This is a genomic window from Micromonospora sp. NPDC085948 (assembly GCF_040686315.1).
Classification (GTDB): domain Bacteria; phylum Actinomycetota; class Actinomycetes; order Mycobacteriales; family Micromonosporaceae; genus Micromonospora.
Genome location: NZ_JBFBJW010000018.1, coordinates 115,723 through 142,639 on the forward strand (window position 1 = coordinate 115,723; position 26,917 = coordinate 142,639).

The 26,917-nt window shown below is 71.5% G+C and carries 26 protein-coding genes and 1 pseudogene; 10 read left to right on the forward strand and 17 right to left on the reverse strand.

The features are described 5' to 3' along the window. The first annotated feature begins 26 nt into the window (after positions 1 to 26). On the forward strand, positions 27 to 557 hold the full coding sequence (locus tag AB0O48_RS31380) for a GNAT family N-acetyltransferase (RefSeq protein WP_365069528.1): 531 nt from the start codon (positions 27 to 29) through the stop codon (positions 555 to 557). Here the strand turns inward: AB0O48_RS31380 and AB0O48_RS31385 are convergent. The 6 genes and pseudogenes from AB0O48_RS31385 to AB0O48_RS31410 all read right to left on the reverse strand — a co-directional run bounded on the left by AB0O48_RS31385 (position 519) and on the right by AB0O48_RS31410 (position 8,667). Continuing rightward, positions 519 to 1,427 (reverse strand): NAD-dependent epimerase/dehydratase family protein, encoded by a 909-nt coding sequence (locus AB0O48_RS31385; RefSeq protein ID WP_357254218.1) that lies wholly within the window; start codon positions 1,425 to 1,427, stop codon positions 519 to 521. The two genes, AB0O48_RS31380 and AB0O48_RS31385, sit on opposite strands and share 39 nt — an antisense overlap. A gap of 215 nt (positions 1,428 to 1,642) precedes the next feature. Beyond that, a complete protein-coding gene (locus AB0O48_RS31390) occupies positions 1,643 to 4,474 on the reverse strand; it encodes a PQQ-dependent sugar dehydrogenase (protein WP_365069530.1) in 2,832 nt (943 codons plus the stop codon). A 588-nt stretch (positions 4,475 to 5,062) separates the two neighbouring features. Next, positions 5,063 to 5,830 (reverse strand): annotated as a pseudogene (locus AB0O48_RS31395) (ThuA domain-containing protein); the annotation flags it as partial. Positions 5,831 to 6,229: 399 nt separating this feature from the next. Then, positions 6,230 to 6,958: an alpha/beta hydrolase gene (locus AB0O48_RS31400; protein WP_357572604.1), complete on the reverse strand. Its 729-nt coding sequence runs from the start codon at positions 6,956 to 6,958 to the stop codon at positions 6,230 to 6,232. 119 nt (positions 6,959 to 7,077) lie between these two features. Further along, on the reverse strand, positions 7,078 to 7,887 hold the full coding sequence (locus tag AB0O48_RS31405; protein ID WP_357572605.1) for a CPBP family intramembrane glutamic endopeptidase: 810 nt from the start codon (positions 7,885 to 7,887) through the stop codon (positions 7,078 to 7,080). A 36-nt stretch (positions 7,888 to 7,923) separates the two neighbouring features. Further along, complete coding sequence (locus tag AB0O48_RS31410) at positions 7,924 to 8,667, reverse strand: methyltransferase domain-containing protein (protein WP_357254226.1); 744 nt, start codon at positions 8,665 to 8,667, stop codon at positions 7,924 to 7,926. Positions 8,668 to 8,741: 74 nt separating this feature from the next. Here AB0O48_RS31410 and mug point away from each other — a divergent pair, with 74 nt between their 5' ends. Next, entirely contained in the window at positions 8,742 to 9,311 is a 570-nt protein-coding gene (mug, locus tag AB0O48_RS31415) for a G/U mismatch-specific DNA glycosylase (RefSeq protein WP_357254228.1), read from the forward strand. Here the strand turns inward: mug and AB0O48_RS31420 are convergent. The 3 genes from AB0O48_RS31420 to AB0O48_RS31430 are packed head-to-tail and all read right to left on the reverse strand — an operon-like array spanning position 9,308 to position 10,707. Beyond that, positions 9,308 to 9,799, reverse strand: a complete 492-nt coding sequence (locus tag AB0O48_RS31420) for a DUF5946 family protein (protein ID WP_357572606.1) — start codon at positions 9,797 to 9,799, stop codon at positions 9,308 to 9,310. The two genes, mug and AB0O48_RS31420, sit on opposite strands and share 4 nt — an antisense overlap. Before the next feature lie 30 nt (positions 9,800 to 9,829). Then, the gene (locus tag AB0O48_RS31425; RefSeq protein ID WP_357254230.1) at positions 9,830 to 10,348 is read right to left on the reverse strand and encodes an SRPBCC family protein; all 519 of its coding nucleotides are present in this window, start codon (positions 10,346 to 10,348) and stop codon (positions 9,830 to 9,832) included. Next, positions 10,345 to 10,707: a metalloregulator ArsR/SmtB family transcription factor gene (locus tag AB0O48_RS31430; protein ID WP_357254232.1), complete on the reverse strand. Its 363-nt coding sequence runs from the start codon at positions 10,705 to 10,707 to the stop codon at positions 10,345 to 10,347. Before AB0O48_RS31430 ends, AB0O48_RS31425 begins: the two co-directional genes overlap by 4 nt. Positions 10,708 to 10,797: 90 nt before the next feature. Here AB0O48_RS31430 and AB0O48_RS31435 point away from each other — a divergent pair, with 90 nt between their 5' ends. Then, positions 10,798 to 11,898 carry an ionic transporter y4hA gene (locus tag AB0O48_RS31435; protein WP_357254273.1) on the forward strand — a complete coding sequence of 367 codons (1,101 nt, stop codon included), beginning with the start codon at positions 10,798 to 10,800 and terminating at the stop codon, positions 11,896 to 11,898. A 16-nt stretch (positions 11,899 to 11,914) separates the two neighbouring features. On the opposite strand, the gene AB0O48_RS31440 is transcribed toward AB0O48_RS31435, so the two are convergent. Both AB0O48_RS31440 and AB0O48_RS31445 read right to left on the reverse strand, forming a co-directional pair. Next, the gene (locus tag AB0O48_RS31440) at positions 11,915 to 13,171 is read right to left on the reverse strand and encodes a sigma-70 family RNA polymerase sigma factor (RefSeq protein ID WP_357572607.1); all 1,257 of its coding nucleotides are present in this window, start codon (positions 13,169 to 13,171) and stop codon (positions 11,915 to 11,917) included. Positions 13,172 to 13,174: 3 nt separating this feature from the next. Then, complete coding sequence (locus AB0O48_RS31445; protein WP_357254275.1) at positions 13,175 to 13,567, reverse strand: YciI family protein; 393 nt, start codon at positions 13,565 to 13,567, stop codon at positions 13,175 to 13,177. A gap of 254 nt (positions 13,568 to 13,821) precedes the next feature. Here AB0O48_RS31445 and AB0O48_RS31450 point away from each other — a divergent pair, with 254 nt between their 5' ends. Then, on the forward strand, positions 13,822 to 13,995 hold the full coding sequence (locus tag AB0O48_RS31450; RefSeq protein ID WP_357254236.1) for a hypothetical protein: 174 nt from the start codon (positions 13,822 to 13,824) through the stop codon (positions 13,993 to 13,995). Positions 13,996 to 13,999: 4 nt separating this feature from the next. Here the strand turns inward: AB0O48_RS31450 and AB0O48_RS31455 are convergent, their stop codons facing one another. Further along, positions 14,000 to 14,362, reverse strand: a complete 363-nt coding sequence (locus tag AB0O48_RS31455) for a hypothetical protein (protein WP_357572608.1) — start codon at positions 14,360 to 14,362, stop codon at positions 14,000 to 14,002. Between the two features lie 108 nt (positions 14,363 to 14,470). Here AB0O48_RS31455 and AB0O48_RS31460 point away from each other — a divergent pair, with 108 nt between their 5' ends. Together AB0O48_RS31460 and AB0O48_RS31465 are read left to right on the forward strand one after the other, a co-directional pair. Continuing rightward, complete coding sequence (locus tag AB0O48_RS31460; protein WP_357254239.1) at positions 14,471 to 15,271, forward strand: neutral zinc metallopeptidase; 801 nt, start codon at positions 14,471 to 14,473, stop codon at positions 15,269 to 15,271. 120 nt (positions 15,272 to 15,391) lie between these two features. Next, on the forward strand, positions 15,392 to 16,048 hold the full coding sequence (locus AB0O48_RS31465; protein ID WP_357572614.1) for an HAD family phosphatase: 657 nt from the start codon (positions 15,392 to 15,394) through the stop codon (positions 16,046 to 16,048). A gap of 103 nt (positions 16,049 to 16,151) precedes the next feature. On the opposite strand, the gene AB0O48_RS31470 is transcribed toward AB0O48_RS31465, so the two are convergent. From AB0O48_RS31470 to AB0O48_RS31485, 4 genes are all read right to left on the reverse strand, one after another. Beyond that, positions 16,152 to 18,707, reverse strand: coding sequence for an ABC transporter permease (locus AB0O48_RS31470; RefSeq protein ID WP_357254241.1), 2,556 nt, complete (start codon positions 18,705 to 18,707; stop codon positions 16,152 to 16,154). Next, positions 18,707 to 19,471, reverse strand: a complete 765-nt coding sequence (locus tag AB0O48_RS31475; protein WP_357254243.1) for an ABC transporter ATP-binding protein — start codon at positions 19,469 to 19,471, stop codon at positions 18,707 to 18,709. The genes AB0O48_RS31470 and AB0O48_RS31475 overlap by 1 nt, the downstream gene beginning before the upstream one ends. A gap of 356 nt (positions 19,472 to 19,827) precedes the next feature. After that, the gene (locus AB0O48_RS31480; RefSeq protein WP_357254245.1) at positions 19,828 to 20,514 is read right to left on the reverse strand and encodes a response regulator transcription factor; all 687 of its coding nucleotides are present in this window, start codon (positions 20,512 to 20,514) and stop codon (positions 19,828 to 19,830) included. Between the two features lie 207 nt (positions 20,515 to 20,721). Then, entirely contained in the window at positions 20,722 to 21,636 is a 915-nt protein-coding gene (locus AB0O48_RS31485) for a PD-(D/E)XK nuclease family protein (protein ID WP_357254247.1), read from the reverse strand. A gap of 140 nt (positions 21,637 to 21,776) precedes the next feature. Between AB0O48_RS31485 and AB0O48_RS31490 the strand changes: the two genes are divergently transcribed. Genes AB0O48_RS31490 through AB0O48_RS31500 form a run of 3 tightly spaced genes read left to right on the forward strand, consistent with a single transcriptional unit; the run spans position 21,777 to position 24,482 of the window. Beyond that, the gene (locus tag AB0O48_RS31490; protein ID WP_357572615.1) at positions 21,777 to 22,868 is read left to right on the forward strand and encodes a site-2 protease family protein; all 1,092 of its coding nucleotides are present in this window, start codon (positions 21,777 to 21,779) and stop codon (positions 22,866 to 22,868) included. 44 nt (positions 22,869 to 22,912) lie between these two features. Next, complete coding sequence (locus AB0O48_RS31495; protein ID WP_357254281.1) at positions 22,913 to 23,863, forward strand: tRNA (adenine-N1)-methyltransferase; 951 nt, start codon at positions 22,913 to 22,915, stop codon at positions 23,861 to 23,863. Positions 23,864 to 23,909: 46 nt separating this feature from the next. Next, complete coding sequence (locus tag AB0O48_RS31500; RefSeq protein ID WP_355029057.1) at positions 23,910 to 24,482, forward strand: hypothetical protein; 573 nt, start codon at positions 23,910 to 23,912, stop codon at positions 24,480 to 24,482. 52 nt (positions 24,483 to 24,534) lie between these two features. Here the strand turns inward: AB0O48_RS31500 and AB0O48_RS31505 are convergent, their stop codons facing one another. Further along, a complete protein-coding gene (locus AB0O48_RS31505) occupies positions 24,535 to 24,828 on the reverse strand; it encodes a ferredoxin (protein ID WP_357254249.1) in 294 nt (97 codons plus the stop codon). 178 nt (positions 24,829 to 25,006) lie between these two features. On the opposite strand from AB0O48_RS31505, the gene arc reads away from it, so the two are divergent. Next, entirely contained in the window at positions 25,007 to 26,791 is a 1,785-nt protein-coding gene (arc, locus tag AB0O48_RS31510) for a proteasome ATPase (protein WP_357254251.1), read from the forward strand. Positions 26,792 to 26,917: the final 126 nt, after the last annotated feature.

The following is a 26,917-nucleotide window of genomic DNA, read 5'->3' on the forward strand; positions in this document are numbered from 1 at the left end:
TCCGGCTTCCTCGTTACGCTCGGGGCATGTTCCGTGCGGCTCGGCCTGATGACTTCGCGCAGATCATCCGCCTCTACCGGCAACTGAACCCGGACGATCCGGTGCTCGACGACGGATCCGACGAGCAGGTCTTCCACCAGATCGTGGACACACCGGGGCTGCGTCTGTTCGTCCTCGAACTGGACGGGGTCGTCGTCGCCACGACGTACCTCAACGTGATCCCCAACCTCAGCCGGTCGGCGTCGCCGTACGCCGTGATCGAGAACGTGGTCGTCGAGGAGTCGCGGCGCGGCACCGGGCTCGGCCGGCAGATCATGGCCGGCACCCTCCAGGCCGCCTGGGACGCGGGCTGCTACAAGGCGATGCTGATGACGGGGTCGCGTACCCCGGCGACGCACGCCTTCTACCGCGCCTGCGGGTTCGCGCCCGACGTCAAGACCGCGTACCTGGCGCGACCACCGGCATCCGAGAGCCAGGCGCGCGGTCCAGCGCGGGCGGGCCGCGCTGGTGAGACAGCCCTAGACGGGGAAGGTCTCGCGCAGCGCGGGGTCCAGTGACCGGCCGGTCGTCGGCTCGACGAACAGCTCGGCGAGCAGAAGGCCCGCGAGGTGGGTCACGTTGATGCCCGACTCCTTGCCCCCGAGGCCCTGCAACGCGCCGCCGAGTCGGAACGCGGCCTTCGCCACGCCGGCCGGCAGTCGGCCCACCCGGCGACGTCGGCCGACCGCCTCGGCGATGCGCCCGATCATGTCGTCCCAGGTCAGGTTCTCGTCGGCGACTGGAATGTCCGCGCCGCTGGCCTGCTCCAAGGCATCCGCCGCGATCTCGGCGACGCTGCGCACCGCGACCGCGGCGCTTCCGCCGGTCGGCACCACCAGCGGGGTACGCGACCGCGCCCACCGGTCCAGCGGCCCGGCCCAGTTCGGCAGCCGGTCACCGGCCCGACCGAAGACGAAGGGCAGTTCGAGAACGGCGACCGGCAGATCCGGGCCGGCGGCCGCCCGCCCCTCCCGGGCCTGCTCGACACGGCAGCGGATGTACGTGTGCCGCTCGGCGAGCCGCCACTGCGGATGCAGCCGGTCGAAATAGGTGTAGTAGGAGCCCATCACGACCCCGCGGGTGAGGCCCTCCAGGCGGGCGGCGGTGCACAGGCGTACCACCGGTTCGACGTTGTCGCGGCGGAACTCCGGGTAGATCGGCTTGCGCAGCGGCCGCTGCTCGTCGGTGCGGGTGGCGTACACGACGCCGTCGTGACCGGCGAGCAACGGCCGCAGGTCCTCGATCGAGGCGGACCCGACATCGAGGCGGTGATCGACCCCCGGCTGGGCGGTCCGCGCCACCGTGGTGGTGGCATGGCCGCGCTCGCGCAGCACGTCCACGACATGAGCGCCGATCAGGCCACTGCCACCCACCACGAGAATCCGCACGGTGCATCGTCCACTCTGGAGCCGGGTGCTTGTCAAGCCACCGTGGCCACCCGGTCCGTTGCGCCGGCTGCACCGCCGCGGCGAACGCCCACCCAGCAGCCGCTCAACCCACCTCTCTTAGCCCAGAAAAGAACCGGGGCGGACGGTTTACACCGTCCGCCCCGGACTCCCGCCGTTCGGCAGCCCCGGCCGCCGACCAGGCCGGGCACCGCCGGCTAGCTGGTCAGGATGAACCTCTCCCACGACCCGACCGACGTACGGTTGGCGATCAACGCGCCCGCCCCGGCGTTCTCGGCGGCCACGATCTGGTTGTTGGCCAGCGCCCGCAGGCCGACCGTGCCGTCCGAGTTGTTGATGATCGTGAAGGTCTCCCACGGCCCGACCGTCGTACGGCTCGCGATCAACGGACTCGCGCCGGCGTTGTCAGCGCACACGTACAGCCCGTTGGCGCGCGAGCGCAGGGCGATGTTGCCGTTGCCGGCGTCCACCCGGTCGAACTGCTCGGTCGTCGAGACGCTGGCCTTGTTGGCGATCAGCGGGTTGGTGCCGACAGCCGACACGTACTGGTTGTTGACCTGCGCCCGCAGCGTGATACCTCCGCTGGGGGTGGTGGTGCCGGTGGTGAAGGTGAACGCGTCTACATCGAACAGGTAGCCGGACCCGCCCTTGAACACCAGGTACAGCGCGGTCGACGCGCTCGGCGGGTTGCTGATCGTGCCGGACGACTCGACGAAGGTCTCCCAGTTACCGGTCACCGGCACCGTGACGGTGCCCAGCAGGGTGCCGGTGGCCGACCCGGCCCGGACCTCGATGGTGCCACCGGCGCCGGCCGACGACGCCCGCACGGTGATGCGGTTGGCGTTGGACAGGTTGTACGGCTGGTACGAGATCCAGTCGTTGTTCTCGATGAACCCGGCGGTGCGGCCACCCTCGGCGCTGGTGTGGTCGGTCGCCTGGACACCGGACTGGGCGCTGAAGTGCTCACCCTGACGGTGCTTCGGCTGCAGGGTCTTGATGCTGTGCGTGGTGAGCCCACCGTTGTCGGTGTAGGCGGCGTCGAAGACTCCGTAGATGTTGGCCGCGGAGTCGTGCTCCCCGTCCGTCGGGACGGTGATGGCGCCGCTGCAACCGGTCTTCGAGGTGATCTGGTGCGCGTGGCTGTCGTGGCCCAGCGCGTAGGTCAGGCTCACCTTCGAGCAGTCGATCGTGCCGTCCTGCGGGTCGCTCACCGAGATCTGGTACGACACGGTGTCACCGAAGCTGAACAGCTGCCCGTCGGCCGGCGTGGTCAGCGTCACCGTCGGCGCGGTGTTCCCCACGGTGATGACCAGGCTCGCCGTGCCGGACAGGCCGGTCGGGTCGGTGACCTTCAGGGTGGGGGAGAAGGTGCCGTTCGTGGTGTACGTCTTCGTCGGGTTGGCCGCCGTCGACGTGGTGCCGTCGCCGAACGTCCACAGGTAGCTCAGCGCCCCACCCTCCGGGTCGGAGGAGCCGGCCGACGAGAAGTTGACGGTCAGCGGGTTCGACCCCGAGGTGGGGTTGGCCGAGGCGACCGCGATCGGGTTGCGGTTGCCGCCGCCGATGTACTCGATCCGGAAGAGCGCCTGGTTGTTCGAGCCGGTGCCGTAGTCCAGCACGTAGAGCGCGCCGTCCGGGCCGAAGGCCATGTCCATGACCTGGGTGCCGCTCCACGGGAAGCTGGAGATCTCCCCGCGCGAGCCGTCGGAGTTGACCTTGATCGGCTTGATCCACCGGCGGCCGTACTCGCCGGCGAAGAACTGGCCGTCCAGCGACTGCGGGAACTTGATGCTGGAGTTGAGCGAGGCGTTGTACCGGTACACCGGGCCGCCCATCGGCGACTCCGAGCCGCTGCCGAACTCCGAGGGCGACCCGGAGTCGCCGGCGTACTTGATCCAGGCCGGCTTCGCCGCGGGCAGCGTGCCGAGGCCGGTGTTGCGGAACGAGTTGTTGGTCGGCCCGCCCGTGCAGTTGTACTTGGACTGCGACGGCCCGGACGGGAAGGTGTATTCGTTGTACGTTTCGGTGCTGCTGTTGCTGCCGGTGCAGTACGGCCAACCGAAGTTGCCCGGTGCCGCGATGCGGTTGAACTCGACCTGACCGGAGGGGCCGCGGCTGGAGTTCGTGGACCCGGAGTCGGGGCCGTAGTCGCCGAGGTAGACGACGCCGGTGGCCTTGTCGACGCTCATCCGGAACGGGTTACGCAGGCCCATCGCGTAGATCTCCGGGCGGGTGTTCGCCGTGCCGGGGGCGAACAGGTTGCCCGACGGGATGGTGTACGTGCCGTCCGCCTGCGGCTTGATCCGCAGCACCTTGCCCCGCAGGTCGTTGGTGTTGCCCGCGGAGCGCTGGGCGTCGAACTGCGGGTTGCGGTTGGTCCGCTCGTCCAGGGGCGCGTAGCCGGACGACTCGAACGGGTTGGTGTCGTCGCCGGTGGTCAGGTACAGGTTGCCCGCGGCGTCGAAGTCCAGGTCACCACCGACGTGGCAGCACTGCCCACGGTCGTTGGCGACCTGGAGCACGATCTTCTCGGTGCTCAGGTTGAGCGTGTCGTCGCTGTTGAGGGTGAACCGGGACAGCCGCAGGTGCCCCTTCCACCGGTCCCAGTCCGACTGCGAGCCGGTGGTCGGGGCGTCCCCGGACGGGGTGCTCAACGTCGGCGAGTAGTACAGGTAGATCCACCGGTTGGTGGCGAAGTTGGGGTCGACGGCGACGCCCTGCAACCCCTCCTCGTCGTGGGTGTAGACCGACAGGGTGCCGGAGGTCTTGGTGTTGCCGTTCACGTCGGTGACCCGCAGGACACCGTTGCGGGCGGTGTGCAGCACCGAACGGTTGGGCAGCACGGCCAGGGACATGGCCTCACCCAGCTCGGCGGAGCCGGTGGCGAGTTTGACCTGCTGATAGTCGGAGGCGGGGATGACCACCGCCTGCGCGGTGGACGGTGCGGCGGCCACGGCCAGGGTCACGCTCGCGACGGTGGTGACCGCCGCGATGAGTGCCCGGGACCAGCGCCGGGGGTTCGAAAGCATGATCGTCCTTTCTCGACGACCAGGGCCGGGGCGTGCGGGGGCGCACCACGGCCAGGTGGGGGTGGTGAAGAGCGCGTCGAGACGCGATCAGTTGGTGGTGACGAGGTCGAACTTCTCCCACTGACCGATGGAGGTCCGGTTGGCGATCAGCGGAGAGCCACCACCGTTGTCGGCCGCGACGTAACGGTTGTTCACCGTGGCCCGCAGGCTCACCGTGCCGTCGGAGTTGCGGACGAGCTGGAAGGTCTCCCAGGCGCCGGCGCTGCCCCGGTTGGCGATCAGCGCGGAGGCTCCGGCGTTCTCCGCCGCGACGAACTGACCGTTGCTCTTGGCGCGCAGCGCGACGTTGCCGTTGGCCAGGCTGACCACGTCGAACCGCTCGCTGGTCCCGACGGAGGTCTTGTTGGCGATCAGCGCGGTGGTGGCGTTGGGCGCGCTCACGTACTGGTTGTTGGCGCGAGCCTTCAGGGTGGAACCGACGGCCGCGGGCGGCGGGGTGGTCGGCGGGGCCGTCGTCGGCGGCGCGGTGGTCGGCGGCGCGGTGGTCGGCGGGGCGGTGGTCGGCGGCGGGGTGGTCGGCGACGTCCCCGGCGAGCAGTTGGCGCTCACGGAACCCGCGGCGACCTGCAGGCCGCCGAGCAGCATCCGGGTGAAGTTCGGGTCGGTGTACGACGCCTCGGTGTGCCCGAGGCCCGTGTACCACGCCCGTCCGCTGCCGACCGTCTTGCACCAGGTGATCGGGTGGTCGCCGCGCATGTTGCCGCCGCTGTAGGACGACTCGTCGAGGCTGGCGAGGACCCGCACGGTGGACCGGGGGTTGGTGCGGTAGTTGTACCACTCGTCGGAGCGCGACCAGGTGCTCGGCAGGTGCGCGGTCGACGGGTTGGTGCGGTCCTCGATCTTCACGGTCGCCGTCTGGATCGCCGGGTGCGAGTCGAACCACGCCCCGACCAGCGCGCCGTACCACGGCCAGCTGTACTCGGTGTCGGCGGCGGCGTGCACGCCGACGTACCCGCCACCACCGGCGATGTACGACTCGAACGCCGTCTGCTGGCTGGCGTTGAGGACGTCACCGGTCGTCGACATGAAGACCACCGCCTGGTACTGGGCCAGGTTGGAGGTGGTGAACTGGCCGGCATCCTCGGTCGCGGTCACGCTGAAGCCGTTGGCGGAGCCGAGCTGCTGGATCGCGGCGATGCCGTTGGGGATGGCCGAGTGGCGGAAGCCGGCGGTCTTGCTGAACACCAGGACCTTGGTCAGCGGTGCGGCCGAGGCCTGCGTGGGCAGGGTTATCAGGCCGGCCACCAGCACGGCCAGGCCGGTGATGAGAGCCAACAAACGGGGACGGGAACGCATGGTCTTGCTCCTCTGCTGAGCGTCGACCTCAGGCTGTGCACGGGGGCAGGCCGGGGCCGCAGTGGCGGTGGTGCGGAAGCCGGGCCGCCGATGCTCGGCTGAGGTGGTGCGGGGGGTGGTGGGGTGATGGGGGACGGGTCACTGCGCCAGTCGGCCGACTCGACCGACACTGTGGACGATCAATTGTATCGACTGGCATCGCTGACGCAGTAAACCTCCGATGTCTGGCCCTCGTCAAGCCCACGTGCTCCGGCCCCGGGGTCCGTCGACGCGGACGGCGCGGGCGCTGCGGCGCGGCGCGTGGTCGGCGGCAGGTCCACCCGCCAAGACGAGAACTTCGCGTCGAACAGGGCGCGGCGCTGCCGGTTTGACCCGCCGACCCCGGTGCGCGTCGGGCGGTTAACCCCGCTCGTCCGACGCGCCACCGCGAGTGCCCCGGGTCGCCATGAGGATGAGGTCGGCGATCGTCTCCGGGTGGGTGACCATGGCAAGATGCGACGATTCGACCTCGATCGTCGTTGCGTCCATCCGGTCGGCCAGGAACCGTTCCAGCTCCGGCGCGGTCGTGCGGTCCTGCGTGGAGATCGAGTAGTAGCAGGGTCGGTTCCGCCAGGCGGCCGTCGTCGTGCGGCCCTGGAACAGGTCCCCGGCGATCGGCCCCTGCACCGCGTAGAGGGCGCGGGCGCGAGCCTCCTCCACCCCGCCGGCGAAATCGGTCAGAAAAGCACTCTCGCTGAGCTGGGCGTACCCGTCGTGGTGCACGAGACCGGCGTTCGCCGGCGGCGTGGGGTACTTTGCCGCCAGCGCGGTGAAGTCCTCGCCGACGTCCGGCGCGCGGGCTGCCACGTACACCAGGGCGCTCACCCGGGGATGGTTACCGGCGTCGCTGATGACCGTGCCGGCCCAGGAGTGGCCCACCAGCACCGTCGGCCCGTCCTGGCGGTCGAGGGCACGGTTGGTGGCGGCGACGTCGTCGGCCAGGGAGGTCAGCGGATTCTGCACCGCGGTGACGGTCAGCCCGGCGCGCTGGAGCAGGGGGATGACGTCGGACCAGGAGGAGCCGTCGGCGTACGCGCCGTGGACCAGCACGACGTTGCGCGCCTGCATGGCGGGGGACTGGTCGCTCATCTGAAACCTCCGCGGGCGGGGCGACGCCGTGCCACCGCTGGGTCGTCGACGACAGCTCTCGCCTGCCACTCTTCCCCAGGACGGTCCCGCCGGTGGGCGAAACGCCGACGCTCGCGCCCTCAGCGCACCGGGTCCGGTGCGACCGCCCGCCAGTCCAGGCGGTCGCGGTAGTGACGACGGACGACCAGCCAGCCGACCGAGAACGGGATCGCGCCCATGGCCACGACTCCCAGGACGGCCGAACCGGTGACGTCGAAGACCGCTCCGACGTCACCGAACAACTGGGCGACCGTCTGGAAGGCCACGTGGAAGCCGATGCTCGCCCACACGTCGCCGGTGGCGGCACGGAAGGCGCCCAGCAGGAGAGCGAAGACGAGGAACAGCGCGATCCGGTCGACGGACCGGGCGGCCCCGATGAGGAACCCGAACACGGTGAACAACACCGCCTGCCCGATCACCGCCCGCCCGGCCGGCCACCGGGTGGCGAGGTTGTGCTGCAGGTAGCCACGGAAGACGAGTTCCTCCGGCAGCGCCTCTTTCAGCCCGACGAGCACGACCAGCAACGCCGCCACCCGAAGCGCGTCCCCGACGGACGTCCGAATGCTGATCTCGACCCAGCCGAGACCGAGGCAGAGCGCGAACCCGAGGGCGGCGGGCAACAGCCAGCAGGCCATGCCGAGCAGCAGGCGCCGCCAACCGGACCGCAGCGAGGGCAGGCCGAGACCGGCCCAGGGGCGCCGGTCGAGCCGGTGGCGGGCAACCACGACCAGGGGTACGACGAGCGCCGTCGTGAGGACCGCCCCGGCGGCATGGGTCGGACGGTCGTACTCGCGGTCGAGCAGAGCCCCGAGCGCCAGCCACACCAGCACGGCGCCCGCGTAGACGACGAGGATCCGCCCGGGCAGGGCGACGCGAGGGTTGCCGTTCACCACCGGCAGCGTAGCCAGCGGCGGCAACACGGGCCGTCAGCGACCGAGGACGAGGTAGGCGAGCCCGAGGATGCCCCGGTAGCCGTCGACGTACTCGCGCAACCTGTCGTCGAGCTGCGTGCGGACATCGGCCGCGCGGGGATCCTCCGGGTACGTCAGCAGCCACTCCTGGCGGCCCGCGAGCCAGGTGGACTCGAAGTCGTCCCACTCCCGTTGGTCGGCGGTGCTCAGGTGCAGCACCCGCCAGCCGCGTTCCCGGGCGGCCTCGACCAGCCCCGGGAGGGTCACCACGTCCCGGCCGAAGATCTCCTCGACCTCCGGTGTCGGAGGGCGCTCCCAGTACGCGTCACCGAGCAGGAGTCGGCCACCGGGTCGGACCACGGCGGTGAGCGCGTCGAGCGCGGGCAGGGTACCGCCGAAGGCGTGCGCCGATCCGATGCAGAGCACCCGGTCGGCCGGCTCCTGCCAGGCCGCCGCCTCACCCTCGACGAAGGTGACGTGCCGGTTCAGCGACCGGTCCGCGGCCAGTCGCCGTCCCCGCTCCAGGGCGTCGCCGTCGGTGTCGACGCCGACGCCGCGCGTCGCGACCGGACCGGACACGCCCCCGGCGGCGACCGCGCGCAGCAGCAGCTCACCCCAACCGCAGCCGAGATCGAGCACGCGCGCGCCGGGGCGGACGTCGAGTCGTTGCAGCAGCAACGCCGCGTGCTCCGGTGCCAGCGGCGTGTTCCAGCGCATCCGGGCGTGGCGGCTGGCGGCGAGGTGGTCGGCTGACTGCATCCGTGGATGGTGCCACGTCGTGATCATCGGCGTGCGCCGCGTCCGGTGCCCGCGCGTACGGCAGGATCGGTGGGGTGGACGCGCAGCGGGCGGGGCCGTTTCGGCGGCCGACCCCGCAGGAGGTGGCGGCGGCGGCCGGCCGGGGCCTGGCCGACGTGATCGGCCCCGGCCTGCGGGTGCTGTTCTGTGGCTTCAACCCGGGTCTCTACTCCGCCGCCGTGGGGTTGCCCTTCGCCCGCCGGGGCAGCCGGTTCTGGCCGGCCCTGCACGGTGGCGGGTTCACCGACCGGGAGCTGCACCCGTGGGAGCACGACGAGTTGCTTCGCCAGGGACTGGGCATCACCAGCCTGAGCAACCGGGCCACCGCCCGCGCCGACGAGCTGACCTCGGCGGAGCTGGTGGCCGGGTTGACGGGGTTGGCGGTGAAGGCCGAGCGGTACCGGCCGCGGTGGGTGGCGATCCTCGGGGTGACCGCGTACCGGATCGCCTTTGTCCGACCGAAGGCCGGGCTGGGTCCGCAGCCGGATCGGCTGGGTCCGGCCCGGGTGTGGGTGCTGCCCAACCCCAGCGGCCTGAACGCACACTTCCCCCTGCCCACGTTGACCGCCGAGTTCGCCAGGCTGCGGCGGGAGCTCGACCCCTAGGGCGTGTCTCGCGAGTGCTGGCCGGCCAGCGCGACACGGAGGTCGGCGAGCGTCGCGACCGCCCAGCGGCCGACGGCGTCGGGATACTCCGCCTCCGGTCGCTCCGTGACGTCCTGGGCCGTGACCGACCACGACACCGGCCAGCGCTTGTCGAGGTGCGAACGATCGGTGGGCGGCGCCGACCGGGTGACCTTCCGCGAGCCGGCCGCGAAGCGGCCCATCTCGCGGCGCAGGTGCGCGATCGGAGGCGCGCCGGGACCGGTCATCTCGTCGACCGCGGCGTGCAGGCGGTCGAGCGTCTCGGTCGTGAGCCGGGACGGATGCTGGAGCTGGTACGTGGCCACCGCGAAGAAGTGCGCGCGCATCCCCGCCTCCGGTTCGAGAGCGGGTAGCACGCGGGTCTCGATCTCCAGCAGCTCGTGCAGCCGCGTCCAGCAGTCGCCGGTCGCCGGCAACGCCCCTCCGCACTCAGGGCAACGCGCGTGCACGGGCGCCCCTCCTCGGTGAGCTGCTGCCCCTCACTGCCGGCCCTCGTTCACCAGCTGCCCGGCGAGCCCCTGGTAGTAGGGCTGCATGGCGGGGTGGTACTCGTCGAACTCGGGCCGGGGTGAGCCGTCCCGGGAGGCGACGAGCAGGTCCAGGTAGTACTCCCAGCCGGCACCGACCTCGGCGATGCCCTCCACGCTCGTGAGGTGCTGGACGAACCGCAACTCGGTGGTGCCGTCGGTCTCGGTCAGCGCCAGCTCCAGCCGCCAGGTGCCGTAGCTGTCGATCAGCGAGACGGCGAGGCGTCGCGGTGGCTCGCACGCGTCGATGTGGACCTCAGACCAGGGCTGTTCCTCCTCGAAGGCCATCTGGAGCCGGACGGTCCGTCCGGGCGCGGCGTCGCCCTCCCACGGGCCGTACCAGCGGGCCGTGCGCTCCGGCTCGGTCAGACTGGCCCAGACGTCCTCCGCCGGGGCGCGGAAGGTCCGGGTGAGGACGAGGTCGTGGCCGGCGTCGGTGCGAAACAGGCGTCCGGTGGGCGTACGGGTCATGCCGTGTGCTCCCTTCGATGCTCCGCCGGGCCGCTGCTGCGGCGCTCTCGGCGGGTGCGATAGATCTCGGTCTCCAGCGCGTCGAGGTGTCGCTCCCACCGGTCGGTGCCGACCAGCCCGGCGAGCCAGTCGGCCAGCGGGGCGAGTGGGCCGGGGTCGAGGCGGTAGATCCGGTGTCGGCCCACGACCTCGTCGCGGACCAGCCCGCTCTCGCGCAGCACCCGTAGGTGGCGGCTGATGGCGGGTCGGCTGATCGCGAACCGTTGGGCGATGTCGCCGGCAGAGAGGGGTTCGGCGCGCAGCATGGTCAGGATGTGCCGTCGCACCGGGTCCGCGATTGCGGTGGCCACCTCGTCCACACCAGAAGCGTAACCCATGGGTTACGGGTTTGGTGACCCGCCTGCGTCGATGGTGGGCACATGATCAGGTCGCCTGGCACTCTGTACGCCATGGCCACCCTGCTTCGCTCCCGGATGACCGACTGGACCGTCGCCGTACCCGTGCTCGCCGTGCTGGTGCTGCTCGCCACCTGGGGGCGGGACCTGCCGGCTCCGATCATCGTGGTGGTCGCGGTGCTGCTGGGAGGTGCGGTGCTGGCGGCCGTGCACCACGCGGAGGTGGTCGCCCACCGGGTGGGGGAGCCGTACGGGTCGCTGGTGCTCGCCGTCGCGGTCACCGTGATCGAGGTCGCCCTCATCGTCACGCTGATGATCAGCGGCCCGGAGAAGACCCAGTCGCTCGCCCGCGACACCGTCTTCGCCGCCGTCATGATCACCTGCAACGGCATCCTCGGCCTGTCGCTGCTGCTCGGGGCGCTGCGCCGGCGCGTCGCCGTGTTCAACCCGGAGGGCACCGGCGGCGCGCTGGCCACCGTGATCACCCTGGCCACGCTGAGTCTGGTCATCCCGACCTTCACCACGGCCCGGCCCGGCCCGGAGTTCAGCCCGGCCCAACTCACCTTCGCCGCCGTCGCGTCGCTGGCCTTGTACGGGCTGTTCGTGCTCGTGCAGACCGGCCGGCACCGCGACTACTTCCTGCCGGTGGACAGCCAGGGCCGGGTGATCGACGCCGAGGAGCACGCCAAACCGCCGACGACCCGAGCGGCGCTGATCAGCCTGGGGCTGCTGCTGGTGGCGTTGATCGCGGTGGTGGGCGACGCGAAGACGGTCTCCCCGACCATCGAGGCCGGTGTCGCGGCCGCGAACCTGCCGCACGCGTTCGTCGGTGTGATCATCGCCCTGCTGGTGCTGCTGCCGGAGACCCTCGCCGCCGCGCGCGCCGCCCGCCGCGACCGCGTACAGATCAGCCTGAACCTCGCCCTCGGCTCCGCGATGGCCAGCATCGGCCTGACTATCCCGGCCATCGCCATCGCCTCGATCTGGCTGGACGGCCCCCTGCTGCTCGGCCTCGGCGGCACCCAGCTCGCCCTGCTCGCGCTGACCGCGGTGACCGCGGTGCTGACCGTCGTGCCGGGCCGGGCCAACGTGCTGCAGGGTGGCGTACACCTGGTGTTGCTGGCCGCCTTCGTCTTCCTGGCCGCGAGTCCCTGACCGTCCGCCGCCCGGCTCAGCCGGCGGGCGGCGGGTCGCCCCCGAGACGGTCCGCGCGGGCGTTCAGGTAGCGCTGCTGCGCCAGGTTCGTCGAGCGCGCCGCCGCCATCCGGTACGCCTCCCGCGCCGCGACCCGCTCACCCCGCAGCTCCCACAGGTGGGCGCGGGCGGCCGGCAGCCGCGGGTCGTCGGCCAGCCGCGGGTCGTCGGCCAGGTCGGCGAGCAGCGCCAACCCGGCCGGCGTGCCCCGACTCATGGCCACCGCCACCGCGTGGTTGAGCGCCACCACCGGATTGTCGGACATCTGGAGGAGCACCTCGTACAGGGCGGTGATCTGCGCCCAGTCGGTGGCTGCCGCGCTGGGTGCCTCATCGTGCACGGCCGCGATGGCCGCCTGCACCTGGTACGCCCCGACGACCCCGCGCGGCAGCGCCGCGCTGATCAACCCGACCCCCTCGGCGATCTGGTCGGCCCGCCACCGGGAGCGGTCCTGCTCGGCCATCGGCACCAGCTCGCCGTGCGCGCCGATCCGGGCCGGCGCTCGGGCGTCGGTGAGCAGCATCAACGCGAGCAGCCCGGTCACCTCGGGATCCTCGGGCACCAGCCGGTGCACCAGGCGGGTCAGCCGGATCGCCTCGGAGGTCAGGTCGGCGCGCAGCAACCCGGGCCCGGCCGTGCGGGCGTACCCCTCCGTGAAGATCAGGTAGAGCACGTGCAGCACGGCGGCGAGCCGGTCGGCGCGCTGCGGGCCGGTCGGCGGCGCGAACCGCAGCCCACTGTCGCGGATCCGCTGCTTGCCCCGACTGATCCGCCGGGTCATCGTCGCCTCCGGCACCAGGAACGCGCGCGCCACCTCGGCGGTGCTCAACCCGCCGACCGCCCGCAGTGTGAGCGCGATCTGCGACGCCGGCGACAGCGCCGGGTGGCAGCACAGGAACAGCAGGATGAGTGTGTCGTCGGCGTCCGCGGGCTGCTGGTCGGCCGCCGGAGCGCGCCACTGCTCGGGCAGCACCCACCGCGCCACCGTGTCCTCCCGCCGCATCCGGGCCTGCTCCCGGCGCAGCAGGTCGGTCAGCCGGCGGGACGCGACGGTGATCAGCCAGCCGCGCGGGTTGTCCGGTACGCCGTCGCGCGGCCAACCGTCGGCCGCGGCGATCAGCGCCTCCTGCACGGCGTCCTCAGCGGTGTCGAAGTGCCCGTAGCGACGGACCAGCGCGCCGAGGACCTGCGGCGCCAGCGCGCGCAGCAGGTCCTCGACGGGTGTCTGCGGCATCGGTCAGCCGGCCAGGTCCTCGATGCCCTCCAGCACCGGCCGCACGTCCACGTACCCGCCGGGGGCGTCCGGGTCGACCAGCCCGGCGGCGATCTCGGTGGCCCGGTCGAAGCTGGCGCACTCCACGATCGTGTAACCGGCCAGGACCTCCTGCGTCTCCGGGTACGGGCCGTCGGTGACCACGGGTGCGCCCTCGCGTACCTGCACCCGGCGCGCGTGCACGGGCTCGCTCAGGCCCTGGGCGTCCACCAACTCCCCGGACTCGGCCAGCGCCTGGTGGAACGTCTCCATGTGCTGGTGCATCGCCGCGATCTGCTCGGCCGACATCGCGGGCCGGTCGGAAGCCCGCCCCGACAACACGTCGTAGTCCTGCTGGGAGCCGTACAGCAAAATCATGTACTTCACGGGTGTCTCCTCGTGTCGCTGGCACCGCCTCCGGCGCCGCTCACCAGAAACGTCGAAGCCCAACCCCCAACCCGGACACCCACCCCCGGCCCCCGCCCGATTCGATCCGTTGATCATGAGGTTATAGCTCCGACACGCCGATGCGAGTGGCAATAACTCCATGATCAACGGGGGAGGGGTGGGGTGGGGTGGTCTAGGTTGGTGCCATGGCGGTGGTTTGGGCTGTGGTGGGAGGTTTCGCTGCGGTGGCTGTTGCCGCGTTCGGGGTTGTGGTTCGGCGGGGGCGGCGGACCGGCGAGGTCGGGAACGACGAACGCACGGCCGGTCGGGATGCCCTCGGCCGGCAGCAGCGCTACGAGGCCGAGCGACACGGCGACCAGGGCGACACCTGGCAGCGCGGCGGCGCTGCCGGCGGCTGACGGCTCACTGACCGTAGGAACGGCGGAGCCGGTCGTTGATCAGGTAGTTGAGCCGGTGCCGCAGGTACCCCAGTGTGCTCTCGCTCGGCACGTCCCCGCCGGTGGTGAGCGTCCACCGCAGCGCGCACTCCGGGCCGGGTGGGTCGGCGGCCAGGTCGAAACGGATCCGGTCCAGCGGCCGGTGCGGCCACAGCGACGACCAGATCAGCAGTACGGGCGCGTAGCTGGCGAGCACCCGGGGCGCCACCTCGTCGTCACGCAGCTCCAGCCAGGGCCGGGCACCGACCTCGTACGGGTCGCGCAGCGAACGCCACACGACGTGTGGCGGGGCCGGCTGACGGCGACGGCGGCTGCCCAGCTCGTGCACGACGACCCTCCTCGCCGGACGGCCGCACCCGCCCCGGCTCATTCTGGCCGTACGACACGGTTGCCGTGAACCATCCGCAGCCGCCGCACGTGAATCCGGTGCGTGGGCGTGGGGTCGTATCGTCGGGGTACTACCAGCGCGAGCACGGATGTCTGGGGAGGCACAGTGGGCACACGGTCAGGACGCGCCGCCCGGGGACCGCTGGCGGCCCTGCTGATCGCCGCCCTGCTGTCGCTCGCCTGCGCCGGGGGCGGGCTGGCCGAGCCGGAGGGCGAGCGCCCCGCGCCGGCCCGTTCGCAGGGATCCCCGGCGCCGAACACCACCCGGGCCGACGGCACCACAAGTGTCGCCGAATTCGAGCAGGACGTCGCCGACGCGCAGACGATCGCCGAACGGTACTGGGCGGCCCAGTTCAAGGAGTCCGGGCAGCGGTTCCAACCGATCCGGCGGATCACCCCGTACCAGCGGGCGGGCGAGGTGTCCTGCGGGGGAGAACCGCTGCCCCGCAACAACGCCGTCTACTGCTCCCGGGGCGACTTCATCGCGTACGACATCGCCTGGTCGGTGGCGGCGTTCCGCCAGGTCGGTGACGCGTTCGTGTTCTACCTGCTCGGCCACGAGTACGCCCACGGCATCCAGGTGCGGCTCGGCATCAACTACAGCTTCACCATCCAGCAGGAGTTGCAGGCCGACTGCATGGCCGGCGCGTACCTCGGCGACTCGGTGCGCGCCAAGGTCCTGACCCTGGCCGACGGTGACCTCGACGAGTTCCGTGAGGGGCTGGCGGCCGTGGGCGACGACCCGGACCAGCCGTGGTTCGCGGAGGGCTCGCACGGCACCGCCGAGCAGCGCACCGACTCGTTCTTCCGCGGCTACGAGCGTTCGCTGGAGGCCTGCGACCTGGGCTGAGCGGGTTGCCCGGATCACGTCGGCGCCCATCGCGGTCACCAGCGGGGTGCCGGCCTGGCAGGATCGCCGGTGTCGGCCACGACCCTGGAGGATCCGCTGAGCAGCCACCACCTTGCCGCCGTGCTCTTCGACATGGACGGCACGCTCGTCGACAGCGAGAAGCTGTGGGACGTCGCGCTGCAGGAACTCGCCCGGGAGTACGGCGGGGAGCTGTCCGAGGACGCCCGCCGGTCGATCATCGGCACTGCCATGGCCGAGTCGATGCGCATCCTGCACGACGACCTGGGGCAACCCGAACGGGATCCGGAGATCAGCGCGGCGTGGATCAACGCCCGGATCCTGGAGTTGTTCCGCACCGGACTGCCCTGGCGGCCCGGCGCCTTCGAGTTGCTGCGCGCGGTCCGCTCGGCGGGGATCCCCACCGCGTTGGTCACCTCCAGCCCCCGGGCGCTCGTCGAGATCGCCCTGGACACCCTGGGCCGGGACACCTTCGACACCGTGGTCGCCGGCGACGAGGTGGTGGCGGCCAAGCCGCACCCCGAGCCCTACCTGACCGCCGCCCGGCAGCTCGGTGTGCCGATCGAGCGTTGCGTGGCGATCGAGGACTCGCCGACCGGGGTGGCCAGCGCGCTCGCCTCGGGTGCGGCGGTGCTGGCCGTACCGGCGGAGGTGGCGCTCGCGCGCACTGCCGGCGTACATCAGGTGGAGAGCCTGACCGGCGTGGACCTGGGGCTGCTCGCGGCGCTGCTGACCGACCGGGCCGCGGCGACCGGCTGAGAGGCCGGCGCCCCGCCGCCTGAGCGTCGATCGGGGACGAAACGCCCCGGGACGGCCGACGCCCCCGATCGCACTGGCGACCGGGGGCGTCGGCTGTTGCCGATCAGTCGTGGGCGATCGCGCCCAGGACGTTGATCCGGGCCGCCCGGATGGCCGGCACCACGGCCGCCACCACACCGATGATCGCGGCGAGACCGAGGAAGACACCCATCTGCCCCCAGGGCAGGATCAGGTCGGTGATGCCCTCGTCCTTGAGCGCCTCGACCACCGCGGCGCCGAGACCGGTGCCGACCGCCACGCCCAGCAGCGCGCCGAACACGGAGATCACCACCGCCTCCACGGTGATCATGCCCATCGTCTGGCCCCGGCGCAGACCGATCGCCCGCAGCAGACCCAACTCCCGGGTCCGCTCCAGCACCGACAGCGCCAGGGTGTTGATGATGCCGAGCACGGCGATCACGATGGCCAGGGCCAGCAGGATCTGGATCATCGTGAGCAGCCCGTCGAGCTGACCGGTCTGCTGCTTGATGAACGCGTCCCGGTCGGCCACCGACACCTCGGGGCTGTCCGCCAGCAGCGTCTCCACCTGGGGCTGCACGTCGGCGACCCGGGCGCCGGGGGCGAGCTGGATGAAGCCCTGGCTGGGCTGCGGGATGGTGAAGTCCTTCGCGGCCTGCACCGGCAACGTCACCGGGTTGGTCAGCTGGGACGACTCGTAGATGCCGCTGACGGTGTACGTCCGCGCCTCACCCCGGGTCAACTGCACCTTGACCGTCGAACCCACCGACCAGCCACGCGAGGTGGCCGTGTCCGAGCTGGACAGCATCTGGGTCGGCCCGAGCCGGTCGATGTCACCGGCCGTGGCCTTCGCCCCGAAGATCTGCCGCAGCGACGCGATGTCACTGCTCGCCGCGACCCAGGTGCTCTCGCCGTCGAGCTTCGCCATGTCGCCGTACTCGCCGTCGACCAGCTGCACGCCGGGCAGGGCCTTGGCCTTGTCCAGCACCGCCGGGTCGAAGCTCGGCGGACGCGGACCGCCCTGCTGACCGGAGATCACCAACTCGGCCTTGATGGTGTCCTGGGCGAGCGCGCTGATGCTGCCCTTGGCCGAGTCGAGGATCACCGTGACGCCGGTGACCAGCGCGATGCCGACCATCAGCGCCGCGGCGGTGATCGCGGTGCGGCGCGGGTTGCGCCCGGAGTTGAGTCGGCCCAGCTTGCCCGGCACCGACCAGGAGAAGATCGCGCCGAGCAGGTTCACCACCGGCCGGCTGATCAGCGGGGTCAGCAGCGCCACACCGATGAAGGCGAACAGCACCCCACCCAGGATGGTGGGCAACGTGCTGCCCCGGGCGTTGCCGCTGAGCCCGAGGAACAGCAGCACCGCGCCGATCCCGGTGACCAGCGACCCGGTCACGGTGATCTTGGTCAACGGTCGGTCCGGGGTGGCCACGTCCTGCATGGCCGCGATCGGCGGGATCCGCGACGCCCGCAACGCCGGCAGCAGCGCCGCCACCACGGTGATGACCAGACCAACCGCGAACGAGCCGATCACCGCGGCCGCCGGTACGCCGATCCCGGCCAGGGTGAGCCCACCGGCCAGCTCGCCGAACAGGAACGCCAGCAGCGCCCCCACCCCGATGCCGGCGGCGAGACCGAGCACCGAGGCGATCAGCCCCACCGCGATGGCCTCCAACACCACCGAGCCGATGATCTGCCGACCGCTGGCCCCGATGGCGCGCATCAACGCCAACTCCCGGGTGCGCTGCGCGACGATGATCGAGAAGGTGTTGAGGATCAGGAACGTGCCGACCAGCAACGCCACCGCGGCGAAGCCGAGCAGAATCTTGTTGAAGAAGGACAAGCCCTCCTTCAGGCCGGCCGACGCGTCCGCGGCCACCTGCTCACCGGTCTTCACCTCGAAGTCCGGCCCCAGCGCGCGGGCCACGTCGTCGCGCAGCGTCTCGTCGGAGACCCCACCGGCGGTGCGGACGGTGACACTGCTGAACGTGTCCGGCTCGCCGAGCATGAGCCGCTGCGCCACCGGCGTGGTGAAGAAGACCTCGTTGACCCCGCCGATCGAGTCCCGGTCACCGCTGTAGCCCATGATGCCGACCAGGGTGAAGTCCCGCTTCTTCGACTCGAACGCGGTGAGCACGCCCACCTTCTGGCCGACCTGCACCTTCGCCGCCGTGGCCAGCGCCTTGTTGAGCACGACCTCGTCCTCGGCCTGCGGCGCGCGCCCCTCCCGCAACTGCATCAGGTCGCTCTCGCCGATCCAGTTCTCACCCAGCTGGGGCGGACCGAACGAGGTGATCACCTTGCCGTTGCTGCCGACCACGCGGGCGCCGTCGGCGTTGACGATGCCGGTCGCCGAGGCCACCCCCGGCACCTGCTTGACCCGTTCCACCAGGGCGGCGGGCAGCGGGGCGGAGGTCTGCTCGCCCTCCATCTCGCTGAGCTCCACCTTCGGTTTCGCCGCGACGTTCACGTCGATCTCGGAGAAGCCGTCGGCGAAGACGGAGTCGAACGAACGCCCCAGCGTGTCGGTCAACACGAAGGCACCGGAGACGAACATCACCCCGAGCACCACCGCCAGACCGGACAGGATCAGCCGGACCTTGCGGGCCAGCAGACTCTTCAGTGTCGCCCGGAACATCAGTTGCCCACCTCGGCCGGAGTGTCCAGCTTCTTCATGGTGTCCAGCACCGTCTCGGCGGTCGGCTCGATCAACTCCGAGACGATCTGCCCGTCGGCGAGGAAGACCACCCGGTCGGCGTACGCGGCGGCGGTCGGGTCGTGGGTGACCATCACGATCGTCTGGCCGTGCTCGCGGACCGAGCTACGCAGGAAGTTGAGCACCTCCGCGCCGGAGCGCGAGTCCAGGTTGCCGGTCGGCTCGTCCGCGAAGATCACTTCGGGGCGGGAGACCAGGGCACGCGCGCACGCCACCCGCTGCTGCTGCCCGCCGGAGAGCTGCGCCGGCCGGTGGTCCAGCCGGTCCTTCAGACCAACCGTGGTGATCACCGTGTCGTACCAGGCCGGATCCGGCTTGCGCCCGGCGATCGACAACGGCAGCAGGATGTTCTCCTTGGCGGTCAGCGTGGGCAGCAGGTTGAACTGCTGGAAGATGAAGCCCACCTTGTCGCGGCGCAGCTTCGTCAGCCCCGCGTCGCCCAGCCCGGTGACTGTCGTCTCACCGATCGCCACCGTCCCCCGGGTCACCGAGTCCAGACCGGCCAGGCAGTGCATCAGCGTCGACTTGCCCGAACCCGACGGCCCCATGATCGCGGTGAACCGGCCACGTTCGAACTCGGCGCTGACCCCCCGCAGCGCGACGACCTGAGCCTCGCCGCTGCCGTACACCTTCCACACGTCGTTCGCCCGGGCCGCGGCCTGCGCTTGGCCTACCGTCGCGGTCACGTCATCTACCTCTTCCGTCTGTCCGTCTGCTCACGCCGCCCCCCGATGGTCCGGCGTGACTGTTCCATCATCGGCGCTGCTCACGCCCGTTCCGTCCGCCCCTGGGGGGACCCGGCGCGGATTTCCCGCTGCGGGTGGCCCCCGATGCCGGATCAGGGTTGCCCCTGACCCGACGACCGGTCGACCCGTTTCCCGCGACCGGTGGACAGCGCCGAACCCGAGACTGCCCCCTCACGCCACAGGAGGGTCAACCGCGCCGAGCCGTCTCCGGTCACGGTAGGTGAGCACGGCAACAAGGCCGTCCCCCCACGGAGGGATTTCCGAGTACGCCGAGTGGGGTAGCCGCCGGACGTCGGCTACGCCCCGGGGCGGATCAGACCCGACTCGTACGCCAGCACCACGGCCTGCACCCGATCGCGTAGTCGCAGCTTCGTCAGCAGGCGCCCGACGTGGGTCTTCACCGTGGTCTCGCTGACCGACAGCACCGCCGCGATCTCGGCGTTGGACAACCCCCGAGCCACCTGCACCAGCACCTCGCGTTCCCGGTCGGTGAGCGCGTTGAGCACCGGTGCGGGCGTCGCCGCCGGATCGGGCAGCAGGTCGGCGAAGCGCTCCAGCAGCCGGCGCAGGATCCGCGGCGAGACCACCGCGTCCCCGCCGGCCACCGTGCGGATCGCCGCGATCAACTCCTCGGCGGGCACGTCCTTGGCCAGGAAGCCGCTGGCGCCCGCGCGCAGCGCCCCCACCACGTACTCGTCCAGGTCGAAGGTGGTGAGCACCAGCACCCGCACCGGCAGCCGGGAGTCGACGATGGCCCGGGTCGCCGCCACCCCGTCCATCCGGGGCATCCGGATGTCCATCAGCACGACGTCGGGCAGCAGCCGGCGGGACAGCTCCACCGCCTCCACACCGTCGCCGGCCTCGGCCACCACATTCAGGTCACTCTCGGCCCCCAGCACCATCCGGAAGCCGGTGCGCAGCAGCGGTTGGTCGTCGGCGAGCAGGATCCGCACCGGCCGCGCCGAGGCCACCCGATCCGTCATCTCGTCTCCCGTTCCGCCGACGTCGTGCCCGCACCGCTCATCCTCGCGTACGGCGGACGTGCGTCGCGGACCACGGTAGAGGCCTCCCCGCCGCGGTGTCGTCACCGACGCGGCACCGCGTCGGCCCCCGCCACGGTGCCCGCGGCGGGGGCGGTCAGCGACCGGCCGGACACACCGCGGCGCGCACGAGTGGCCCGCGGCGGTGTGTCACTCGTCGGCGCCGGGCACCACCGGCGCGGACCGGGCGTCGCGCAGCGGATCAGCGGACGCCGCCGCCACCGGGAACGGCGGCGGGGTGCCGCCGAAGCTCGGGCACAGCGCCTGGTGACTGCACCAGTCGCACAGCTTGCTCGGCCGCGGCCGGAAATCCTGCCGGGCGGTGGCCTGCTCGATCGCGCGCCACAGCGCCACCACCGTGCGCTCGAAGCGGACCAGCTCGTCGGCGTCCGGCGTGTAGTCCAACACCTCGGCGTCGCGCAGGTAGAGCAACCGCAGCACCCGGGGCACCACCCCCCGGGTACGCCACAACACCAGGGCGTAGAACTTCAGCTGGAACAGCGCCCGCGCCTCGAACGCCTCCCGGGGCGCGCCCCCGGTCTTGTAGTCGACGACCCGCAGCGCGCCGTCCGGAGCGACGTCGAGCCGGTCGAGGTAGCCCCGGATCAGCAACTCGTCGTCGACCACCGCCGAGATCAGGCTCTCCCGCTCGGCCGGCTCCAGCCGGGTCGGGTCCTCCACCGCGAAGTAGCCCTCCAGCAGCCCGGCGGCCGAGCGCAGGAACTCCACCGGACCGGCCGGCTCCGCGCCGTCGAAGATCGCGGCCAGCTCCGGCTGCTCGGTGACCAGCCGGTCCCACTGGGGGGCCACCAGGTCGCCGGCCGCCGCCGGCGTGCGGCCGGTCGCCGGCAGGTCGAACAGGCGCTCCAGCACCGCGTGCACCAACGTGCCCCGGGCCTGCTCGATCGTGGTGCGCTCGGGCAGCCGGTCGATGCTGCGGAACCGGTAGAGCAGCGGGCAGGTCTTGAAATCCGCCGCCCGCGACGGCGACAGCGAGGCCCGCACCGGCGGTGGTGCCTGCGCCGCGAGGGAGGGCTGGGGGGTGGTGACCGATTCCGCCGTCATGTCGGCAAAGGTTAGGGCACCGGTGTGACACCGACCGCCGCCCGCCCCGCGCGGCGACGGTCCGTAGCATCGTGGCGATGGAGCAGACATCCCCGCCGCCGCGCCGACCCGACCGGCGTCTCGGCCTGAACGTCGGCCGGGTGTTCGGGGTGCCGCTGCACCTCAACGGCTCCATGGTCCTGTTCGCGGTGCTCATCGCCGTCCTGTACGCCGAATTCGCCCGCCGACAGCTCGACCTGCCGCAGATCAGCGGCTACCTGATCGGCTTCGGGTTCGTGGTGTCGCTGCTCGGCTCGGTGCTGCTGCACGAGCTGGGCCACGCCCTCACCGCCCGCCGGTACGGCATCGGTGTGCGCGGAATCACCCTGGAACTGCTCGGCGGCTACACCGAGATGGACCGGGACGCCCCGTCCCCCCGTGTCGACCTGCTGGTCTCGCTGGCCGGCCCAGCGGTCTCCGCGGTGCTCGGAGTCCTCGCCGTCGCCGCCACCCTCGCCCTGCCCGAACGGACGGTGGCGCACCAACTCGCCTTCCAACTCGCGGTCAGCAACGTCATCGTCGCGGTGTTCAACAGTCTGCCCGGGCTGCCGCTCGACGGCGGCCGGGCGCTGCGCGCCGCCGTGTGGGGGCTGACCCGCGACCGGCACCTCGGCACCGAGGTCGCCGGCTGGGCCGGCCGGGCCGTCGCGGTCGGCACCGCCGCCCTGGTCGGGCTGCTGACCGTGGCCGACGTCCTGTCGCCGCTGGCGCTGCCGCTGATGCTGCTGGTCGCCGTCACCCTCTGGCGGGGCGCCGGGCAGGCCATCCGGGCCGCCCGGGTCAGCCGCCGGTTCCCGCTGATCGACCTCTCCCGGCTGGCCCGCCCGGTCTGGCCGGTGACCACCGGTACGCCCCTGGCCGAAGCCCAGCGCCGACGCGCCGAAGGCGGGCAGCCCGCCTCGGCCCTGCTGGTCACCGACTCCACCGGGCGGCCGGTGGCGCTCGTCGACCCGGCCGCCGCCGACGCGGTGCCCGTCGACCGCCGACCATGGCTGGCGGTGGACGCCGTCGCCCGCGCACTGGGCACACTTCCCGCGCTGTCGGTCGGCTGGGACGGCGAGCGGGTGATGGAGGCCGTACAGACCTACCCGGGCGCGCAGTACGTGGTGACGTCAGGCGAAGATGTCGTCGGCATTCTGCACATCGCGGACCTTGCACAGCTCCTCGAACCCAACCGGAAGATGACACCGTGACCGCAACTCCCTCCACCGTCGGAGCCGACCCCACCACCCCGGCGCTGACACCCGTGCACCGTGGGCCGTTCCGGCCCGGCGACCGGGTTCAGCTGACCGACCCCAAGGGGCGGATGCACACCGTGACGTTGGAGCCCGGCAAGGAGTTCCACACCCACCGCGGCATCCTGGCGCACGACACGCTGATCGGGCTCCCCGACGGCAGCGTGGTCACCACCGCCGGTGGCGGCACCGCGTTCCTCGCGCTGCGGCCCCTCCTGTCGGACTATGTGCTGTCCATGCCGCGCGGCGCCCAGGTGATCTACCCGAAGGACTCGGCGCAGATCGTCGCGATGGGTGACATCTTCCCCGGCGCCAAGGTCCTCGAGGCCGGCGCCGGCTCCGGCGCGCTGAGCTGCTCCCTGCTGCGGGCCGTCGGCACCGAGGGTGAGTTGCACTCGTTCGAGCTGCGCGACGACTTCGCCCAGATCGCCAAGCGCAACGTCGAGGCGTTCTTCAACGGGCCGCACCCGTCGTGGCACCTGCACGTCGGTGACGTCGCGCAGTGCCAGGAGACCGGCTTCGACCGGATCATCCTGGACATGCTGACCCCCTGGGAGACTCTCGACATGGTCGAGCGGGCGCTGGTCCCGGGCGGGGTGTTCATCGGCTACGTCGCCACCACGCCGCAGCTGTCCGAGCTGGTGGAGGCGCTGCGCGAGCGCGGCGGCTGGACCGAGCCGCGCGCCTGGGAGTCCCTGGTACGCGACTGGCACGCCGAGGGCCTCGCCGTCCGGCCGGACCACCGGATGATCGCGCACACCGCGTTCCTGGTGTCCGCGCGCAAACTGGCCCCCGGGGTCACCGCGCCGCCGCGCCGACGCAAGCCCAGCAAGGGCACCGAGGCGTACGCGCAGCGCCGCCAGGACCTCCGCGCGGCGGAGGCGGCCCGACAGGCCGCCGCCCAGGTGGCGGACGCGCAGTCCAACGGTGCGGGGGAGATGGACAGGCCGTGACCATCGAGCTGGCCGGAGGCACCGCCGAGCAGGGGGAGGCGCTGGCATGAGCCGACCGGGCTACGGCGGCGGTGACCTCCCCGCGGTCTTTCCCGACTGGTCGCCCTACCAGGATCTGGAGTCGGCGGCGCGGGCCTACCTGCGCGACCCGGACGTCGCCCTGGAGGCGCTCGGCGGCGTGCTGCGCGGCGCGTCCGTGCTCGGCTTCACCCTGGAACGCTTCGTCAACGAGGTCAACGGCGTGTGGCAGGAGGTCGTCGTCTGCGACGGCAGCCGGCTGATCCTCTGGCACGGCGAGGACGTGCCGCCGGAGGAGGGCCCTCCCGGCTCGATGACCTCGTCGTTGCGGGTCGTGCCGGTCTCCACCGTCACCGAGGTCGGCTGCCGGCGGCGGCTCAACCGCGCCGACAGCGGCGAGATCCGGGTCGACAGCATCGACGTCTACCTGCTGCTCACCTCACTGGACGAGGCGCCACCGAGCGAGGAGATGGTGGGCACACCCCGGCACGACGCGCTGCGCTTCGGCAAGACCCTCGACGACGGGGGAGCCGGGCAGATCGCCCGGCTGGAGGAATTCGCGCGGCTGGTCGCCTCGGTGGTCGGCCGTCCGATGCTCTGAGGCGTACCCCTCCCGGGTCCGGCCGGGCCGCGCGGCCCGGCCGGTGGGTGCCTCAGTCTTCCTCGGCGTCCGGACCGGCGACCTCGACACCGTCGCCGCGCACCACGTGGATGCAGTCGCCCGGGCACTCCTTCGCCGAGTCGATCACCTCGAGGCGCAGGTGCTCGGGCACGTCGACACGGCTGCCCGGCGCCGCCAGCAGCTCACCGTCGGCGCCCTTGACGTACGCCAGACCGTCGATGTCGAACTCGAAAACCTCCGGCGCGTACTGCACGCAGAGCCCATCGCCCGTGCACAGATCCTGGTCGACCCAGACCTGCAGCTGATCGGTCGCGACCTCGGTCACCGGTGCACCCCCCATGTTCTCCCGTCCTACACTCCGACGGTACCCGAACGCCGGTAACCGCCCGTCAGGCCACCCTTGGCGATCAAGGTTCGGTGACGAGGGTGTTGCGTGGGACCGAATCGGCCTCATAGCGGCTAGTGTTAGGGCAGAACGTTCAAGCCCCCCGGGGAGGTGGGACGTGGCAGCACGCAGCGACGACGCGGACTCGCGCGCCGCACGGTGGGAGAAGGAAGCCCACGATCTCTCCACGCAGGTCGCGTTCCTTCAGGAGGAACTCGCTCTGGTGCGGCGCAAGTTGACCGAAAGCCCCCGACACGTCCGGCAGCTCGAAGAGCGGCTGGCGGCCACCCAGGCACAGTTGGCGCGGCTGACCGAGAACAACGACCGGCTGGTGAGCACCCTCAAGGAGGCTCGCACGCAGATCGTGACGCTCAAGGAGGAGATCGACCGGCTCGCGCAACCGCCGAGTGGCTATGGCGTCTTCCTGGCCAAGCACGACGACGGCTCGGTGGACGTCTTCACCGGCGGTCGCAAACTACGGGTCGCGGTCTCACCCTCGCTGGATGTGGGTGACCTGCGCCGTGGCCAGGAGGTCCTGCTCAACGACGCGCTCAACATCGTCGACGCGTTCGGCTATGAGCGGGTCGGCGAGGTCGTGATGCTCAAGGAGATCCTGGAGGGACCAAACGGCGGGCCGGGTGACCGGGCGCTGGTGGTCTCGCACTCCGACGAGGAGCGCATCGTGCACCTCGCCGAGACCCTCATCGGCTCCGCGATCCGAGCCGGCGACTCGCTCATGATCGAGCCCCGCTCGGCGTACGCGTACGAGCGGATCCCGAAGAGCGAGGTCGAGGAGCTGGTCCTGGAGGAGGTGCCCGACGTCGACTACGGCGACATCGGTGGCCTCCAGTCGCAGATCGAGCAGATCCGCGACGCGGTGGAGCTTCCCTTCCTGCACGCGGACCTGTTCCGTGAGCACCAGCTCCGCCCGCCCAAGGGCATCCTGCTCTACGGCCCGCCCGGCTGTGGCAAGACGCTCATCGCCAAGGCGGTGGCCAACTCGCTGGCCAAGAAGATCGCCGAACGGCAGGGCAAGGAGAAGCACACCAGCTTCTTCCTCAACATCAAGGGCCCCGAGCTGCTCAACAAGTACGTCGGCGAGACCGAGCGGCACATCCGGCTGATCTTCCAACGGGCACGGGAGAAGGCCGGCGAGGGCACCCCGGTGATCGTGTTCTTCGACGAGATGGACTCGATCTTCCGGACCCGTGGCTCCGGTGTCTCCTCCGATGTGGAGAACACCATCGTCCCGCAGCTGCTCAGCGAGATCGACGGCGTGGAGGGGCTGGAGAACGTCATCGTCATCGGCGCCTCCAACCGGGAAGACATGATCGACCCGGCGATCCTGCGCCCCGGTCGGCTCGACGTGAAAATCAAGATCGAGCGACCGGACGCCGAAGCGGCCAAGGACATCTTCTCCAAGTACATCCTCGCCGGGCTGCCCCTGCACCCGGACGACCTGGCCGAACACGGCACCGACCCCCAGGCCACCGTCGCGGCGATGATCGACGCCGTGGTGCTGCGGATGTACTCCGAAACCGAGGAGAACCGCTTCCTCGAAGTCACCTACGCCAACGGTGACAAGGAAGTCCTCTACTTCAAGGACTTCAACTCCGGCGCGATGATCCAGAACATCGTCGACCGGAGCAAGAAGATGGCCATCAAGGAGTTCCTCACCTCCGGTCGCAAGGGGCTGCGCCTGCAGCACCTGCTCGACGCCTGCGTCGACGAGTTCCGCGAGAACGAAGACCTCCCCAACACCACAAACCCCGACGACTGGGCGCGCATCTCCGGCAAGAAGGGCGAGCGGATCGTCTACATCCGCACGCTCGTCTCCGGTGGCAAGGGCGCCGAGGCCGGCCGGTCCATCGAGACCGCCAGCAACACCGGCCAGTACCTCTGACCGCCAGCGGCGGGGGCCGCGGCCCCGGGGGCGGGGGGCCCGCGGGGGGGGGCCGACCCCCCGCCCCGGGAAGCGTAGGGGCGGGTGGGGGGGGGGAGTGTTTAATATTAGTGGTTTTTGTAGGGG